This is a genomic window from Methyloferula stellata AR4, assembly GCF_000385335.1.
Taxonomy (GTDB): domain Bacteria; phylum Pseudomonadota; class Alphaproteobacteria; order Rhizobiales; family Beijerinckiaceae; genus Methyloferula; species Methyloferula stellata.
Window position 1 is genome coordinate 1,615,434 of the sequence record NZ_ARWA01000001.1, and the last position, 16,552, is coordinate 1,631,985.

General features: G+C 59.1%; 14 protein-coding genes. 4 read left to right on the forward strand and 10 right to left on the reverse strand.

Annotated elements, in window-relative coordinates; translation table 11 throughout:
- Window positions 1-66: 66 nt before the first annotated feature.
- The 4 genes from A3OQ_RS0107945 to A3OQ_RS0107960 all read right to left on the reverse strand — a co-directional run bounded on the left by A3OQ_RS0107945 (window position 67) and on the right by A3OQ_RS0107960 (window position 4,224).
- Entirely contained in the window at window positions 67-831 is a 765-nt protein-coding gene (locus A3OQ_RS0107945; protein ID WP_020174846.1) for a M48 family metallopeptidase, read from the reverse strand.
- A 266-nt stretch (window positions 832-1,097) separates the two neighbouring features.
- Window positions 1,098-2,348: a polyhydroxyalkanoate depolymerase gene (locus A3OQ_RS0107950; RefSeq protein ID WP_020174847.1), complete on the reverse strand. Its 1,251-nt coding sequence runs from the start codon at window positions 2,346-2,348 to the stop codon at window positions 1,098-1,100.
- 245 nt (window positions 2,349-2,593) lie between these two features.
- Entirely contained in the window at window positions 2,594-3,430 is an 837-nt protein-coding gene (locus A3OQ_RS0107955) for an ABC transporter permease (protein WP_020174848.1), read from the reverse strand.
- Window positions 3,430-4,224, reverse strand: coding sequence for an ABC transporter ATP-binding protein (locus tag A3OQ_RS0107960; RefSeq protein WP_020174849.1), 795 nt, complete (start codon window positions 4,222-4,224; stop codon window positions 3,430-3,432). The genes A3OQ_RS0107955 and A3OQ_RS0107960 overlap by 1 nt, the downstream gene beginning before the upstream one ends.
- A gap of 112 nt (window positions 4,225-4,336) precedes the next feature.
- Between A3OQ_RS0107960 and A3OQ_RS21695 the strand changes: the two genes are divergently transcribed.
- Together A3OQ_RS21695 and A3OQ_RS0107975 are read left to right on the forward strand one after the other, a co-directional pair.
- Window positions 4,337-5,680, forward strand: a complete 1,344-nt coding sequence (locus A3OQ_RS21695; RefSeq protein ID WP_020174851.1) for an ActS/PrrB/RegB family redox-sensitive histidine kinase — start codon at window positions 4,337-4,339, stop codon at window positions 5,678-5,680.
- A 164-nt stretch (window positions 5,681-5,844) separates the two neighbouring features.
- Window positions 5,845-6,390, forward strand: a complete 546-nt coding sequence (locus A3OQ_RS0107975) for an ActR/PrrA/RegA family redox response regulator transcription factor (protein ID WP_040580753.1) — start codon at window positions 5,845-5,847, stop codon at window positions 6,388-6,390.
- A gap of 636 nt (window positions 6,391-7,026) precedes the next feature.
- On the opposite strand, the gene egtD is transcribed toward A3OQ_RS0107975, so the two are convergent.
- The 6 genes from egtD to A3OQ_RS0108010 form a co-directional block, all read right to left on the reverse strand.
- Window positions 7,027-7,998 carry an L-histidine N(alpha)-methyltransferase gene (egtD, locus tag A3OQ_RS0107985; protein ID WP_020174854.1) on the reverse strand — a complete coding sequence of 324 codons (972 nt, stop codon included), beginning with the start codon at window positions 7,996-7,998 and terminating at the stop codon, window positions 7,027-7,029.
- The gene (egtB, locus tag A3OQ_RS0107990) at window positions 7,999-9,297 is read right to left on the reverse strand and encodes an ergothioneine biosynthesis protein EgtB (protein ID WP_020174855.1); all 1,299 of its coding nucleotides are present in this window, start codon (window positions 9,295-9,297) and stop codon (window positions 7,999-8,001) included. It lies immediately after the preceding gene.
- 285 nt (window positions 9,298-9,582) lie between these two features.
- Window positions 9,583-10,386: an ankyrin repeat domain-containing protein gene (locus A3OQ_RS0107995; protein WP_020174856.1), complete on the reverse strand. Its 804-nt coding sequence runs from the start codon at window positions 10,384-10,386 to the stop codon at window positions 9,583-9,585.
- A gap of 46 nt (window positions 10,387-10,432) precedes the next feature.
- Complete coding sequence (locus A3OQ_RS0108000; RefSeq protein WP_020174857.1) at window positions 10,433-12,409, reverse strand: SagB family peptide dehydrogenase; 1,977 nt, start codon at window positions 12,407-12,409, stop codon at window positions 10,433-10,435.
- A complete protein-coding gene (locus tag A3OQ_RS0108005; RefSeq protein ID WP_020174858.1) occupies window positions 12,406-12,858 on the reverse strand; it encodes an ArsC/Spx/MgsR family protein in 453 nt (150 codons plus the stop codon). The genes A3OQ_RS0108000 and A3OQ_RS0108005 overlap by 4 nt, the downstream gene beginning before the upstream one ends.
- Before the next feature lie 313 nt (window positions 12,859-13,171).
- Window positions 13,172-13,630: a response regulator gene (locus A3OQ_RS0108010; RefSeq protein WP_026595625.1), complete on the reverse strand. Its 459-nt coding sequence runs from the start codon at window positions 13,628-13,630 to the stop codon at window positions 13,172-13,174.
- A gap of 441 nt (window positions 13,631-14,071) precedes the next feature.
- Here A3OQ_RS0108010 and nifH point away from each other — a divergent pair, with 441 nt between their 5' ends.
- Both nifH and nifD read left to right on the forward strand, forming a co-directional pair.
- On the forward strand, window positions 14,072-14,944 hold the full coding sequence (gene nifH, locus A3OQ_RS0108015; RefSeq protein ID WP_020174860.1) for a nitrogenase iron protein: 873 nt from the start codon (window positions 14,072-14,074) through the stop codon (window positions 14,942-14,944).
- 79 nt (window positions 14,945-15,023) lie between these two features.
- Complete coding sequence (gene nifD, locus A3OQ_RS0108020; RefSeq protein ID WP_020174861.1) at window positions 15,024-16,484, forward strand: nitrogenase molybdenum-iron protein alpha chain; 1,461 nt, start codon at window positions 15,024-15,026, stop codon at window positions 16,482-16,484.
- Window positions 16,485-16,552: the final 68 nt, after the last annotated feature.

Here is a 16,552-nt window from a genome sequence, read left to right on the forward strand (position 1 = left end):
ACATAGAGCCGGAAATTGATTCTGGGCTGTGGGTAAAATGGAATGCTGCCTATCTTGTGTCCAACCTCACCCCGGCGGTGAAAACCGCAACAGGCTCGTGCCATTGGCCTTCAACCAGGCTTCGGCGCGATCGACGTCGGGCGTGAGCTTGCTGGCCACTTTCCAGAACGGCGGCGAATGATCCATGTGCATCAGATGCGCCACTTCATGCGCGGCGAGATAGTTCAACACAAAGCCCGGCGCCATGATGAGCCGCCAGGAAAAATTCAAAGAGCCAGTTGATGAACACGAGCCCCAGCGGCTCGTCGTATCGCGCAACGTGATCTTGCGCGGACTGACGCCGATCTTCGCGCTATGGCGCATCACCGCATGTTCGATATCGCGCTTGGCTTCGCGCACCAGATAATCATGCACGCGGCGCGGGAGATGCGGCGCCTCTCCGCTGACGCAAAGCAAAGGCACCGTGTCGGGCGTCTTGGCGGGCTCGATCCATACTGTTCCCCGCACGGCCGGCCGATGCACGATCTTGTGCAAGGTTCCGCGCAGCGGCACATGTTCGCCTGCACCAAAATGTTTCGGCGCGGGCAGACGATCGAGACGCGCGCCGATCCAGGCGGCGTGACGTTCGGCAAAAGTCTTGGCGCTGATGAGCGACGAGCGCGGCGGCATTGTGAGAATCACATCGCGCGTCGCCGCGCGCACGCGCAGCGTGAAACGCCGCGCGGTTGCGACGCGCTTCAATAAAACGCGATAGGACGATCCCGCATGTGAGACATCGATGAAGCTCACTTCGGTGATGCGCGGCGCGTGTCTGGGTTTGAGGCCTAGCATAGCTTGAGATTAACGAGACAAACCCCGAGTCGCCAAGGGGAAACGGCCGGACATAGTCAGGCTGGCGCAATGTCTTTTCGGGGAGGGTAGGTAGGCTTAAGCTCGGCTGTTGGGGAGGGCGGCAGCCCTCTCCCGGTGGGAGAGGGTGGCTTGCAGAGCAAGCCGGGTGAGGGGTTACGGTCTTAGACTTGAGGGGCGGTAACCCCTCATCCGCCTCGCATCCGCTCGGCACCTTCTCCCTCAGGGAGAAGGGGGCCGCCGTCGAGTCACACCAATCCCGCGTGGAAGGCGCGGATGCGCGGCGCCACTTCAGCGCGATAGCGCGAGCCGTTGAAGACGCCGTAATGGCCGACATTGGCCTGTTCGTAATGCATCTTCCGCTTGTCCGGGATGTTCTCGCAGAGGTCCTGCGCGGCCAAGGTCTGGCCAATGCCCGAAATATCGTCCTTCTCGCCCTCGACCGTCATCAAGGCGACGCGCTTGACGGCCGAGAGATCGACCCTCGTGCCGCGATGCATCATTTCGCCTCTGGGCAGAAGATGCTCGACGAAGACCGTATCCACGGTCTGCAGGTAGAATTCCGCGGTGAGATCCATGACGGCCAGATATTCGTCATAAAACTCGCGCTGCTTGTCCATCGAATCCTCGTCGCCTTGGATCAGATGTTTGAACATGTCGATATGGGCCGAAACATGCCGGTCGAAATTCATCGCCATGAAGCCGGACAATTGGAAAAAGCCAGGATAGACGGTGCGGCCGAAGCCAGGCAACGGAAACGGAACAGGGTGCACGCAATTGGCGCGGAACCAGGCGCTGCCGCGTTTCTGGGCGAGCAGATTGACGGCGGTCGGGCTGCGGCGCGTGTCGATTGGGCCGCCCATCAATGTCATCGAAGCGGGCACATGCGGATTGCCGGCGGCTTCCATCAGGGCGACCGCCGCGATGAGCGGCACGGCCGGCTGGCAGACGCCGAGCGTATGCAGGGGGATGCCGTCGTTTTCGCGGCTCAGCGCCCCGCACATATCGATGAGATAATCGACATAATCGTCGAGATCGAAATGGCCGGCGCTGGGCGGCACCAGGCGCGCATCGGCCCAATCCGTGATGTAGACGTCATAATAGGGCAGGAAGGCTTCGACCGTTCCGCGCAGCAGCGTAGCGTGATGGCCCGACATGGGGGCGACGATCAGCAGTTTGTCCTGGCGCGGCGCCGGGCTCGTCCATTGCCGCTCGAAGCGGATGAGTTTGCAAAAGGGCTTTTCCCAGACGATGCGTTCCAGGATCTCGACCGGCTCGCCGGCGACGGTCGTGACGTCCAGTCCGAAAGCAGGCTTGCCGTAACGGCGGGTCAGGCGCTCGAAAATTTCCGCTGAGGCGGCGAGATTGCGCCCGATATGAGTATGGGCCATCGGATTGAGCGGGTTTTTGTACCAAAGACGCGTCGCATCCGACATGGCGCGGGCCGGCGCCAGGGCCAGATAGGCAATTTCATGCAGCTGATAAGAATAAGGAGTCATGGTTGAGACCTATGAATCCGCGGGAAAAGTCCCGCGAGGTATTCCGATATCACGCAACCCGCTTACCGCATTGCAGCAAAATCATGCACTGCACAATAGATGGGGTCAATCACCTCTAAATCAACAGAACCGAAGGGTTCTTGTTGTCGCATTCAAACTGCAACAATTCTGAAACAAAAACGATGAATGGAAATCCATCTTTTGCGTGAATCGACTCATTCTTAGGAAAGCGTTGCCAAATTGGCTCACTCGCCTGTCTGAAGCAGGCTGCCGATCCGTCTTGCGCTCTGCATCAGCGCGAAAAACACGCCGATCGAGATGCCGAACAGCACGATGTTCAGACAAAAGGCTTCCGCCATAAGGTCGAGGCGAAGCTGCTGCTCGAGCAAAAGCGCGCGCATGCCTTCGAAGACATAGGCCGGCGGCAGGCACCACGCGATCGGCTGCAGCCAAGCCGGCAGCACGGAAACCGGGTAATAGACGCAGGCCAGAGGCAGAATCAAAAACATCACGGTCCACATGAGGTTTTCGGCGCCGAGTCCGTTGCGCAGCACGAGGCCGGCCGTGATGAGACCGATCGACCAGCTCGTCAGGATCAGATTGACGAAGAAAAGCGCGAGCCCGACCCCAAGGCTCCAAAGATTGAAGCCGAAGAACCAGATCGCGAGAAGTGTGACGGGCACGAGCCCGAGCGCGAGGCGGATGAGGCTCATCGCCATCAAGGAGACGATAAGTTCCGACGAGCGCAAGGGGCTCATCATCAGATTGCCGATGTTGCGCGACCAGATCTCTTCAAGAAAGGAGAGCGAAAAACCAAGCTGGCCGCGAAACAATATGTCCCAGAGCATGATCGCGCCGATCAAGGTTCCGGCGGCCAGCGTCGCGCGCGAGGCGAGGGTTTGCGTCTGCGGCAGATGCGCGAGATAGGTCTGCAAAAAGCCCCATGTCACCATTTGGACCGCGGGCCAATACATGAGATCGAGAATGCGCGACCAGGACGAGCGCAACAGATAGGTATAGCGCCGGATCATGGCGCCGACGCGCCGCAGCGAGAAAGACTGAGAAGAATAGGAGGACGGCATCAATCGACTTTCGTATCGGCTTGCTGCGATGCCGCATGCCCGCGTTCGCGGGCGACGTCGAGAAACACGTCTTCAAGCGTATCGCGGCCGAAGCGCTCAAGGAATTCGGCGGGCGATCCATCGCCGACGATCTTGCCTTTCTTCAGCATGATGATGCGGTCGCAGAGCCGTTCGACCTCGGCCATATTATGCGAGGCCAAGAGGATCGTCGCTTGATGCGCGTGCCTATACTCTTCGAGATGGGTGCGGATCCAGTCGGCTGTGTCCGGGTCGAGCGAGGCGGTCGGTTCGTCGAGCAGAAGAATCTCGGGCTCGTTGATGAGCGCCTTGGCGAGCGCGACACGCGTCTTCTGTCCGGCCGAAAGCTTGCCCGATTGCCGGTCGAGAAGCTCTTCGAGCGCGAGCGAGCTTGCGAGTTCCGCAATGCGGGCTTCGATGTCGCGCATCCCGTAAAGCTGCGCGAAGACATGCAGGTTCTGGCGCACGGTAAGGCGATGCGGCATGTCCACATAGGGGCTTTCGAAATTCATCCGCGCCAGAACGCTGTGGCGGTCGCGCGTCATGTCGTGGCCGAGGACGCGCACGCTGCCGGAGGTCGGCAGGATGAGGCCCATGATCATCCCGATCGTCGTGGTCTTGCCGGCGCCATTGCCGCCCAGCAGTCCGGTGATCGAGCCTTGCTCGATCGCAAACGAGATCTTGTCCACCGCGGCGACGGATTTGAAGTGCTTCGACAAAGCCTCGACTTTGATCGCAGGCAGGGTGTCGGCCGGTTTCATCAAGGCGCCTTCCATCCTGCCTCCATTGCGCGTTCGAAAAGATGATGGACTTTTGCGGCGCCGCCATGTTCCAAGATGGGGTCAAAAGCGGGGATCATCGCAACACCGCTCAAGGAACACTTTATTCATGGCACATGATCTCGACATTGATCTCGGCCGTAAATCGAGGCGTCTGCGCGTCGATACGCCGGTCCGGCTGCGCTGGCTCGCGGTCTTCGGCCAGACGATGGCGGTGTTTATCACGCATTTCGGCTTGGGCTTTCCCTTGCCGTTCGGGTTATGTCTGCTCGTCATAGCGGCTTCCACCTGGCTCAATGTCGGACTGCGCTTAAGGTTCGGCCGCAGCGACCGGTTTCAGGAGGGGCCGGCCGCCGCCATGCTCGCCTATGACCTGTTGCAATTATCGGCGCTTCTTTATCTGACGGGCGGCATCGAGAACCCGTTTTCGCTTCTCTTCCTCGCGCCGATCATGATCTCGGCGGCATCCTTGTCGGGCCGCAGCACATTCGGGCTGACCCTGCTGATGATCGCCGCCGCGACGGCTCTGACCTTCCATCATTATCCCTTGCCCTGGTTTCCGGGCGAGACGCTCGACCTGCCATTTCTCTATCTCGCAGGCATTTGGACGGCGATCGTGCTCGGCGCGGCTTTCACGGCGGTCTATGCCTCACGCGTCGCCGAGGAAGCCCGAAAGCTCGCCGACGCCTTGGCGGCGACCGAACTCGTCATTGCGCGCGAACAGCATCTGACCCAGCTTGACGGGCTCGCCGCCGCGGCCGCCCACGAACTCGGCACGCCGCTCGCGACCATCACGCTCGTTGCCAGGGATCTCGAAAAGCAGCTTGCGTCCAACCCGACCTATCGCGAGGATATGGCTCTGCTGACCCAGGAAGTCGCCCGGTGCCGGACGATTTTAGGCAAGCTCACCTCTCTCGGCGATGATTCCACCTCAATTCTCGGCGATATGAGCCTGCGGCTTCTGCTCGAGGAGGTGGTCGGTCCGCAGCGGGATTTCGGTGTGGCGATCACGATCTCGTGCGATGGCCCAGGCTCCGCGCCGGTCTCCCGGCGCAATCCGGGGCTTATTTACGGCCTCGGCAATCTCATTGAAAATGCCATCGATTTTGCGAAATCCGAGGTTCGCATTATCGGGCAATGGACCAATAGCACTGTGAAGGTGGTCATCGAGGACGATGGCCCCGGCTTTTCGCCGGACGTTATCTCGCGGCTCGGCGAACCCTATGTAACGACGAAGACCGACCGCCGCGCCAAGATCGAGGAGGGCTCCGGGCTTGGGCTTGGGCTTTTTATCGCCAAAACACTCTTGGAACGCTCCGGAGCCAAGGTCGAGATGGACAATGTTACGCCGCCGAAAAGCGGGGCAAAGATCACGATTCGCTGGCCGCGCGCTGTTTTCGAGGGAGGGCGCAGCATTCCGACGAGGGAGGAGCTTCAGGCGGCTTGGCGGTAAAAGTCTATTTTGGTTTGGCATCAAGCCGTTAGCCAAAACCTCAGATCATGCTCATATTTTGTGCCAAAAGCCGCTACAGACGGCTAGAATAGAATTAAGAAAGGCGCCAACCGATGAAAAATGACATTGCCGACCCGCCACCAGAGGCAAAAACCAGCGAAGCCATGCTCCCGCCGCTCTCCGACGCGGAGAAATCGCTTCTTATCGTCGATGACGACAAGCCGTTTCTGACCCGCGTCGCGCGCGCCATGGAAACCCGCGGGTTCATCGTCTCGCAGGCTTCGTCCGTGGCCGAGGGGCTGGCCGCGATCGCCAAAGCGCCGCCGGCATTCGCCGTGATCGACATGCGGCTCGCCGACGGCAACGGCCTCGACGTGATTTCCGAATTGAAGGCGAAGCGCCCGGATGCGCGCGGCATCATCCTCACCGGCTATGGCAATATCGTCACGGCGGTGACGGCGGTGAAGCTCGGCGCCTTCGACTATCTGGCAAAACCGGCCGATGCCGACGAGATCTTCAATGCATTGATGGCGACGCGGCACGACAAGGCCGAACTGCCGGAAAACCCGATGTCGGCCGATCGCGTGCGCTGGGAGCATATTCAGCGCATCTACGAGCTCTGCGGCCGTAATGTTTCGGAGACCGCGCGGCGGTTGAACATGCACCGGCGTACCTTGCAGCGCATTCTGGCGAAACGCGCGCCGCGGTAATAATCCCGACCGTCGATGCCGTCATGCGCGGACTTGATCCGCGCATCCAACAACGTTGCTTCTCGTAAGCGGCGATTGCCTAACATCTTGCGTGCGCCTGGATGCGCGGATCAAGTCCGCGCAGGACGCGCCCAACGTTTCGGGATTATCCTTCCACCTCACCAATTCATGCCGGTTGCCCGACCTGAACGCGCATGACCTTTTAAGGAGATGCATAAACTGTAAAAGTGATCTCGCATTGAATACTTGCGAGCGAGGAAAGCGTCTCATTGGATATTGAAAAGGATGCTTCGTGAGGTTCACGACCTCCTTGAATGCCTATGTCCAGCCTTCGAAAATCGCATCGGTCCCACAGAATTTTCCCTTCGGGCGCAAGCGATCGAATGACTCCAATGAAATTGAATAGCGTCTCTTCGAGAGACTTATAATCTTTCCCCAATTCCAGAGCCGCTTCTTGCCCGTTGTTGTTAAGGACCAACATGGACGGCTCAAGAAACTCAAGAAGCTTTTCCAGACCTCCAGAGGATCTCACGAGTAAGTCGACGTTGAGAAAGGTCGTAACAGAATTTGCCGGCGACATTGAAGACCCTTGCCGTCCAAGCACAAGCCATTTGCTCGTTAGGTCGCAGACTAATTTCAGTTTTCGACAATCACCAATTCATGCAGGCTGAACAGGCCGTCGGGATCGGTCCAAGCCTGACGCGGCGTCCAGCCCGCTTGCCGCGCGAGATCCTGAAAACCTTCGATCGTATATTTGTAGGAATTCTCGGTGTGGATCTTCTCGCCTTCTTCGAAGGCGAAGCTCTTGCCGCGTACGTCGACCGTCTGCGCGCGCTTCGACACGATGTGAATTTCGACGCGGCTCTCCGCGTCGTTGAACTTCGCTTGATGCGCGAAAGCATCGAGATCGAAATTGGCGCCGAGATCGCGGTTCGCGCGGGCCAGAATATTGAGGTTGAAAGCGGCGGTGACGCCTTGCGCATCGTCATAGGCGGCTTCGAGCCTCGTAATGTCCTTGCGCAGATCGATGCCGATCAAAAGCCGTCCGCCATTTTTCAACGTATGCGCCATGGCGGCGAGCAAGGCGCGCGCTTCGTCGGGAATGAAATTGCCGATCGTCGAGCCGGGAAAAAACCCGAGACGCGGGCGCCGTGCAAGCTCGCTCGGCAAAGTCAGATCCGCGCGGAAGTCACCAATCACCGGCAGCACACGTAATGTCGGAAACCGCGCATGCAGACGCAGCTTTGCTTCAGCAAGCGCATCGCCCGACACATCGATCGGGACATAGGCCGCAAGACTTGCCATCGCGGTAAGGACGATCTCGGTCTTGCGGCTTGAGCCCGAACCGAATTCGATCAGCACGCTGCCGGGCGGTGTATGCGCGGCTATGCTTTTCGCCTGCGCTTCGAGGATCGCGATCTCCGAACGCGTCGGATAATATTCCGGCAGTTGCGTGATCTGCTCGAAGAGTTCGCTGCCTTGCGCATCGTAGAAGAAGCGACAGGGAAGCGATTTTTGCGGCGCCGACAATCCGTCGATCAGAGCGCTAGCAAATTCATCGTCCGGCGCCAGGGCGGGGGCGGTCTTCGCGGAAATGGCAGGCGACATTCAGGCCTCGTCGGCTAGGCGCAGACCGCAAAACTGCCAGCGCTGATGGGGATAGAAGAAATTGCGATAGGTTCGACGCGCGTGTGAATCGGGCGTGACGCATGAGGCGCCGCGCAACACCTGCTCGGAGCACATGAACTTGCCGTTATATTCGCCGATCGCGCCTTCCGCCGGACGATAGCCGGGGTAGGGCGCATAGGCGCTCTGTGTCCACTCCCATACATCGCCAAAGATTTGCGACAGCATCATGTCGGTCGATGTCTTGGCGGGCAAAGGCCGCAAGGCGCCGCTATTCAGCATATTGCCTTCGACGGCAACGCTCGATGCGGCGATCTCCCATTCGAACTCCGTCGGTAGGCGCTTACCGGTCCAACGGGCGTATGCATCGGCCTCGTAAAAACTGACATGACTCACGGGCGCCGCAGGATCGACGGGGGCGAGACCATAGAGAGTCATCTGATGCCAGACGCCATCTTGCTCTTCCCAATAGGCTGGTGCCCGCCAATTGTCTTCATGGATCTTAGCCCATCCGTCGGCGAGCCAATGCTGATGGGTGTCATAGCCGCCGTCGCGCATGAATTCTTGCCATTCGCCATTGGTGACGAGGCGGTCGGCGAGCTTGAAGGGATTGACGAATACCCGATGCGGCGGCGATTCATTGTCATAGGCAAAGACCGGCTCCGCATGCCCGATCGTATAGAGACCGCCGCCGAACGAGATCCAGCGTAACGGCCGCGTATCTTGTGCCGACACCGCAAATGGCGTTTCGCGATAGGCAGGCCGCAAAGGGTTGGAACCGAACAGGCTCAGAATATCGGTCAGCAGCAATTCCTGATGCTGTTGTTCATGGTTCAAGCCGACCTCAAGAAGGTACGCGATCTGCGGTTCATGGGCTTGCCCGCTCGCAAAAAGCTGCGCGAGGCCGGCATCGACATGCGCGCGATAGCTCCGCACATCGGCGGCGCTCGGCCGCGAAAGAAGCCCGCGTGCTGGTCTTGGATGACGCGCGCCTTGTGCCTCGTAATAGGAATTGAAGCAGTAATTATAGTGCGGATCGAAAATCCGGTACCCGGATAGGAAGGGCTGCAGCACGAAGGTCTCGAAGAACCAGCTCGTATGCGCGAGATGCCATTTCGTCGGACTTGCGTCCGGAAAGGCTTGAACGGTTTGATCTTCGTCGGTGAGTGGCGCGGCGAGATCCAGCGTCAGTCTTCGTGTGGTGAGGAGATTTTGGTCCAGATCGACCGGAACCGCGCGAAGGCCATGGGTTTTGGGCTTTGCGTTCGACGGGCTTGCCATGAGAACTCCGACGGGAACGTTGGATGCTTGTCTAGGATAGTGGGGGCGTAAGCGTCGTTTCCAACCGCCTCGAGGGTCTTCCCTAAGGCCACGGGCATTTGAGAGTTGCGCGGTTAGAATGTGGGCTTTAGAGGCCGCGAAACAATAGCTGCGGCCACGGTCACTTAAACGGAATAATCTTGCAAAGGTTGCAGAATGATCGTGGAAATCTATCCTCGATCCGCAATTCGGAAAGCCGCTGGACTTCGTTACAGTCGGCAGCTCAAACCTCATGTTTCCAGCAGGTTAAGAGGCTTTCTTGCGCTTGATCGCGTCGCGCATCAGATTGAGACACTCGACCGAGGATGCCATATCGAGCGCCGTGAGGCCGAGATCCGTGTCGAAAAGCGGGTCGGCGCCAGCCGCGAGCAGCGTGGCGACGGCATTCGCGCGGCCGGAAGAGGCCGCGAACATCAAGGGTGTCGCAGCATTTACGTTAATGTGCTGCACATTGATGCCCGCATCGATGAGAAGCTGCATGTTCTCGGTGATTTCGCCGACGCAGGCGAGCCATAAAGCCTGATTGCCGTCGGCATTGACGGCATGAATATCGGCACCTGCCGCCAATAGCTCCTTGACGAAGGCGGGCGGCGCGAGCCGCACCGCGAGCATCAAAGGCGTCGCCTGATCCTTGTTATGTGTATTCACGTCATTCGGCGCAAAACCGTGCTCCGCAAGAAAAGCCTGCAGCTCTTTGCTCAGCGTCACGGACGCGGCGGCGCCAGGCTTCGGCGCCATGCTTTCGGCATGCGCCCAGGCCTCATAGCCGCCGTCGAGGCTGTAGACGTCGGCAAAGCCATGATCGGCGAAATGCTTTGCATAGGCCTGGCTCGAATTACCGTGATAGCAGCAGATGATGAGCGGCTTGTCTTTCGGCGTATTCGTCAGGAATGTTTGAAAATTCTCTTTCGTCGCGAGTGCCGACCCCTCGATGTGGCCGCGCCGGTAGGAATCTGCGTCGCGCACGTCGAGCACAAGCGCGTCGCCGCGGCCCATGATGCCGCGCGCCGTGGCGACATCGATCCTTTGAAAGCCCGCTGCCTGTGCCATGATCTTTTCCCGTCTGCTGAGTGGTGGTCAGCGGTTCGCTCAATTACTACCCTTTGACCCAGGCTTCGAAGCCACCGTCGAGACTATAGACCTTCTTGAAGCGGAAATCGGTGAAGGTCTGCGCCCGGATCTGGCTCGCATTGCCATGATAGCAATAGATGAGCACGGGCTTGTCCTTCGGCGTCGTCATCAAAAAATTCGAAATGTTGGAATCGTTCACGAATTCCGCGCCTTCGATATGGCCTTGCTCGTAAGATCCCATGTCGCGCGAATCGAGAATGAGGGGATCGGCATCCTTGATGAGCGTGCGTGCAAACGCGACATCCACGCGTTCAAAGCCTGTGTCTTCTGCCATGGCTGCGGGTCCTTTTTTGTCTGAGTCTTGTGTCTCTGGTTTGGTCCGGTCGCCATAGGGCGGTTCGGTCTGAATGCGCGTGTCGACCAGCCCTGCGCCGACGGTGAAATGATAGAGCGAGGCGAAACTCGCATCCTTCAAACCCAGCACTTCGTGCATGGAATCGTCGAAATAGCAGCCGACGCCCGTGCCGCGGAAACCGAGGGCTTCGGATTCCAGATAAAGCACTTGGCCGATGAGGCCGGCTTCCCAATGCAATTGCTTGTAGCGCCATGGCTCGGCCCGCACGAGGCCTTCGAATTCGGCGATCATGCCCATGCCGAAACAGGCGTCCGATGCGATCGCCTGACCGCAGAAAATCGTGCGCGCCATTTTGGTCATGTCGCCGGCGAGCAATTGATAGAAGGCGAGTTGCGGCGGCACATGGTCGGGCACGCGCCATTTGAACTCGGGATTGATCGCTTGCCGCAGCGGCATTTCGGCTTCGGGATTGCGCACCAGAATATAGATGCCGGGCTCGATCCCATCGACGCGATGGATGAAGAACACCGGATGGATGCGCGGCTGAAAGGTCCAGACATCCCAAGGCGCGACCGGGCGCGGCAGCAGGCGATCGATCAAATGATAGAAGGCGCCGGAGCCCATCCGCGCGCTGCGGTCGAAGGCCTGGGCGCTGCGCCGGTTCAAGATCACGCTGGTTGCGAGTTCGTTTGAGCCTTCGCCGATGCCCGGATGATTGGCGCGATAGGGCGCTTCCGCGACGGTGCCGGTCTTGCGCGTGGCGAGCGAGGCTTCGTCGATGACCGGCCAGCGATACATCGGGTGCTTGTCGAGCACATTGGCCTTCCCCGCCCAATCGGCGAGACGATCCGCGACGAAGCTTTGATCGGTTTGCGACAATGGCGTCACCGTGGCGCCGGTGCTGATCGAGAGGATGAGATCGGGGGCCTCATGTTCGGCCTTGCCGATGAAATCATCGGCGCGATCGATGCCGAGCAATGCCGCGATATCCCGCGCGGTGAGCCCTTCGACCATGTCCACTTTCCAGCCGAGCGCGCCGGCCGCGTAGCGCAAAGCGCCGATCGCGTGACCGACATCCATCTGACAATAGCGGAAGGCGCGCTCGCCATATTTCCAGGCCTCTCGCCAATGGATGGACGAGAGCCCGATCCAGAGGCGGGGTGCCGCTTTTTTCGCCGCACCATCGGCGATCCGGCATCTTTGCTCGAGGCTATGATCGCGGCTGACGTAATGGTGGACGCCGTCGGCGATCCCTTCGATCCCCTCCGCCAGGACATAGGCCTCGGTCGGATGCAGATTGCCGCTCGACGGATTGGCGCGTAAAGCCCAGCGGTCGGGACCATATTGCTTCCAGGCGGTCAGGCCCATGGACAGTTGCAACAAGGCGCCGACAGAATCGGCCGAGATGGCGGCGGGCGTGACGTTCTCGCCCGAATAGATCTCGGCGAATGTGGTTTTGATCGCGGCCGCGCTGAGCGGCAAAAGCATGCGCGGCGCATCGGCATATTCGCGGAAGGGATTGGGCTGCGAATCCCAATCGAGCGTTTCGGGACCCGCCGCATAACGCTGCAGCGAATGTTTGGTGCGCTGATGATAGGCGAGGATCGTTTCCGCGGCGCTTGCCGCTTGATCTGGCGCTATGGTCATGAGGGGGTCGTTTCGCTGACGGAAGGTGTGGGGGAATCGGGCGAGGCTTGGGGCTTGCGCCTGCAGGTTTCGAGATCGGCCGGCGCCGCATGGGCCTTTTCAAGCCCGATCCAGGCTTCGACTTCGGCGGGATCGAATCCGACATTGCGGCGTCCGGCGGCTTCCATCAGTGGGCGCCGGATCAGGATCGGTTCGGCGAGCATCAAGGCGAGCGCGGTGTCGGCATCGACGCCACCCGGCTTGATCTCGCCGGATTTGACCTTGGGTGCGGCCTTGTTGAACCAGTCCGCGACTGGCTTGCCGGCGAAGTAACTGCGCAGGAGATCGGCGGTCCAGGCTTCGGTCAGAAGATCGCGGATTTCAAGCTCGTGGCCCGCCGCGGTCAGAAGCTGCTTTTGCCGCGCATTGTTCGAACAGCCGGGCTTCTCGTAGAAGATGACTTGGGTCATCGGACCTCTCGGACAGCAAAGTATTCGGGCAAGAGCGGGATGAGGAAAAGTGGGCACCGGTTTTCCGCCCGCATCCCGCTCTAAGCTATTAAAATCGATCACGTTATGATTTTGGGTCGAACCGATTCAAAATCATCGTGATCTTGTGCGCGGGAACCCCGCTATTTATTCAACTTTTACTGCGTATCGCGCTTTAGAAGCGCTTCACGTCAATGTCGGAAAGCCGCCATCCGGTATTCGTACCGTCCACATCAAACGACCGTCGCCTCCCGGGAGGCGACGGTCGCCGTAACTTTGCAGCTCTCGACAGGCCTCAGCCGAAATCGCCGAGCTGAACGAACTCCGCCTTGAGCCGGCCGAGCAGCATGTCGACCTTGCGGCGGACGACCTCGACCGTCAGCGGCTTGATCAGGGCGCCGTGGGCGCCGCCACCCTTGGCAAGGCACTGCTTGCCGATTTTGTCGTCGGGGTTTTCCGCGACCACCACGATTTTGGCATCCGGGAACTTGGCCGCGATCTCCTTAAGGTGATCGATGCCCTTCTCCTGGAGCACATTCGTCCCGACGATGACCATCTGGGGAATGCTCATCTCGGTCTTTTGGTAAACCTGCTTTTCCGAAGCGGCATAGGCCTCTTCGGCCGTGGCGAACTCATGGGTCTCGTTATCATCCTCCAGCATGAACTGTAGGATCGAGCCCGTCATTCCGTCATTGTCGATGATGAAAACGCGCTTGTTTTCAACCCTCCGGTCATTATCGACACCGATTTGCATTTTGACCTCGCAATGAAGTGCTGGCGCGTGGCGGCTCAAGTGAGCTGCGCGTGAAGAAGCAAAATTTGTTCCGACCTTTCGGGCGGACCTGCTTGCTGGCCCAGATTTAGCTGATGGATTTGCACCTCACAAGCGGGGTGGCCGGCAAATGCGGTCATTTGGTCGCTCCCAGCTGTTTAGTTCCTGACAGCCAGAAACACCCTGTCGGATTCAGAACAAGCTGGAACGGGCCGATGGCGCCAAACCCGAGGTCTTATAAATCAATGGTTTATGACGGCACTGGGGGTTGGCACGAGCATTGCTGAGAAGAGCGCGGGGATACGTCGCCGATGCGAAGGTATGTGACGTGTCGTGTCCCGCGCCGCCACGGTGTCTCGAACATACGCTTGAGCGCCAAGGGTCACGGTTTAAACTGAAAACGGCACTTAAGGAGATCAATATATGCGCCAGATCGCATTCTATGGTAAGGGAGGTATTGGCAAGTCCACGACCTCGCAAAACACCCTCGCCTGCCTCGCTCAGGCGGGTCACAAGATCCTCATCGTCGGCTGCGATCCCAAGGCTGACTCGACCCGTCTCATCCTGCACAGCAAGGCCCAGGACACCATCCTCAGCCTCGCCGCTGCCGCCGGTTCGGTCGAAGACCTCGAAATCGAAGACGTCATGAAGATCGGTTACCTCGACATCAAGTGCGTCGAGTCGGGTGGTCCGGAGCCGGGCGTCGGCTGCGCGGGTCGCGGTGTTATCACCTCGATCAACTTCCTCGAAGAGAACGGCGCTTACGAAGACGTTGATTACGTCTCCTACGACGTGCTCGGCGACGTGGTCTGCGGCGGTTTCGCCATGCCGATCCGTGAGAACAAGGCTCAGGAAATCTACATCGTCATGTCTGGCGAAATGATGGCCATGTATGCCGGCAACAACATCTCGAAGGGCATTCTCAAGTATGCCAATTCGGGCGGCGTCCGTCTCGGCGGTCTCGTTTGCAACGAGCGTCAGACCGACAAGGAGCTCGAGCTGGCTGAAGAGCTTGCCAAGCGCCTCGGCACCAAGCTCATCCACTTCGTTCCCCGCGACAATATCGTGCAGCACGCCGAACTCCGTCGTATGACGGTTGTGGAGTACGCTCCCGATTCCAAGCAGGCTGACGAGTACCGCACCCTGTCGACCAAGATCCATGCGAACAAGGGCAACGGCATCATCCCGACCCCGATCACCATGGACGAGCTCGAGGACATCCTGATGTCCTTCGGCATCATGAAGCAGGTCGATGAGAGCCAGGTTGGCCTCACTGCTTCGCAGCTGACCGCGTAATAATATATAAAGAAGTCGCCGGCCCCTCGCTCTGAGGGGCCGGTCCCTGCTCGGAATAACATTTTCAGGAGATGAGGGCATGAGCCTGTCAGCACCGGAAACAATTGAAGAGATTAAGCTACGGAATAAAGAGCTCATCGAGGAAACCCTCAAGGCTTATCCCGAGAAGAGCAAAAAGAACCGCGCCAAGCACCTGAACCAGTTCAACACGGGTGCCAAGGACTGCTCGACCAAGTCGAACATCAAGTCGGTCCCCGGCGTGATGACGATCCGTGGCTGCGCCTACGCCGGTTCGAAGGGCGTGGTTTGGGGCCCGATCAAGGACATGATCCACATCAGCCATGGTCCGGTCGGCTGCGGCCAGTATTCCTGGGCCGCCCGTCGTAACTACTACATCGGCACCACGGGCGTTGACACGTTCGTCACGATGCAGTTCACCTCGGACTTCCAAGAGAAGGACATTGTCTTCGGCGGCGATAAGAAGCTTGCCAAGATCATGGACGAAATCATGGAAATCTTCCCGCTGAACCATGGTGTTACGGTTCAGTCTGAGTGCCCGATCGGCCTCATCGGCGACGACATCGAGGCGGTTTCCAAGCAGAAGTCCAAGGAATATGGTGGCAAGACCATCGTTCCGGTCCGCTGCGAAGGCTTCCGTGGCGTGTCTCAGTCCCTCGGCCATCACATCGCGAACGACTCGATTCGTGACTGGGTGTTCGATAAGATGGAAGGCAAGCCCGCCACTTTCGAACAGTCGGCTTACGACGTTGCGATCATCGGTGACTACAACATCGGTGGTGACGCTTGGTCGTCCCGTATCCTTCTCGAGGAAATGGGCCTCCGCGTTGTTGCGCAATGGTCGGGTGACGGCACGATCGCTGAGCTCGAGGCGACCCCGAAGGCAAAGCTCAACGTCCTTCACTGCTACCGCTCGATGAACTACATCTCCCGCCACATGGAAGAAAAGTACGGTGTTCCGTGGGTGGAATATAACTTCTTTGGCCCGTCCAAGATTGCTGAATCGCTTCGCACGATCGCCAGCCACTTCGACGACAAGATCAAGGAAGGCGCTGAGCGCGTCATCGAGAAGTACCGCGCCCTTTCGGACGCCGTCATCGAGAAGTATCGTCCGCGTCTGCACGGCCGCAAGGTCATGCTGTTCGTCGGCGGCCTTCGCCCCCGCCACGTGATCGGCGCCTACGAAGACCTCGGCATGGAGGTTGTCGGCACGGGTTACGAGTTCGGCCACAACGACGACTATCAGCGCACGACTCACTACGTGAAGGACGGCACGCTGATCTATGACGACGTGACCGGCTTCGAATTCGAGAAGTTCGTCGAGAAGATCCAGCCTGACCTGGTTGGTTCGGGCATCAAGGAAAAGTACGTCTTCCAGAAGATGGGCGTCCCCTTCCGTCAGATGCACTCGTGGGATTACTCGGGCCCGTATCATGGCTATGATGGCTTCGCCATCTTCGCCCGCGACATGGACATGGCGATCAACTCGCCGGTCTGGGGTCTCACCAAGGCTCCCTTCTAAACCTCTCATGTGCCCTCCCCTGCGAAGGGGAGGGCATTTGTCGGGGTGTACCGAGACAAACTTATAAA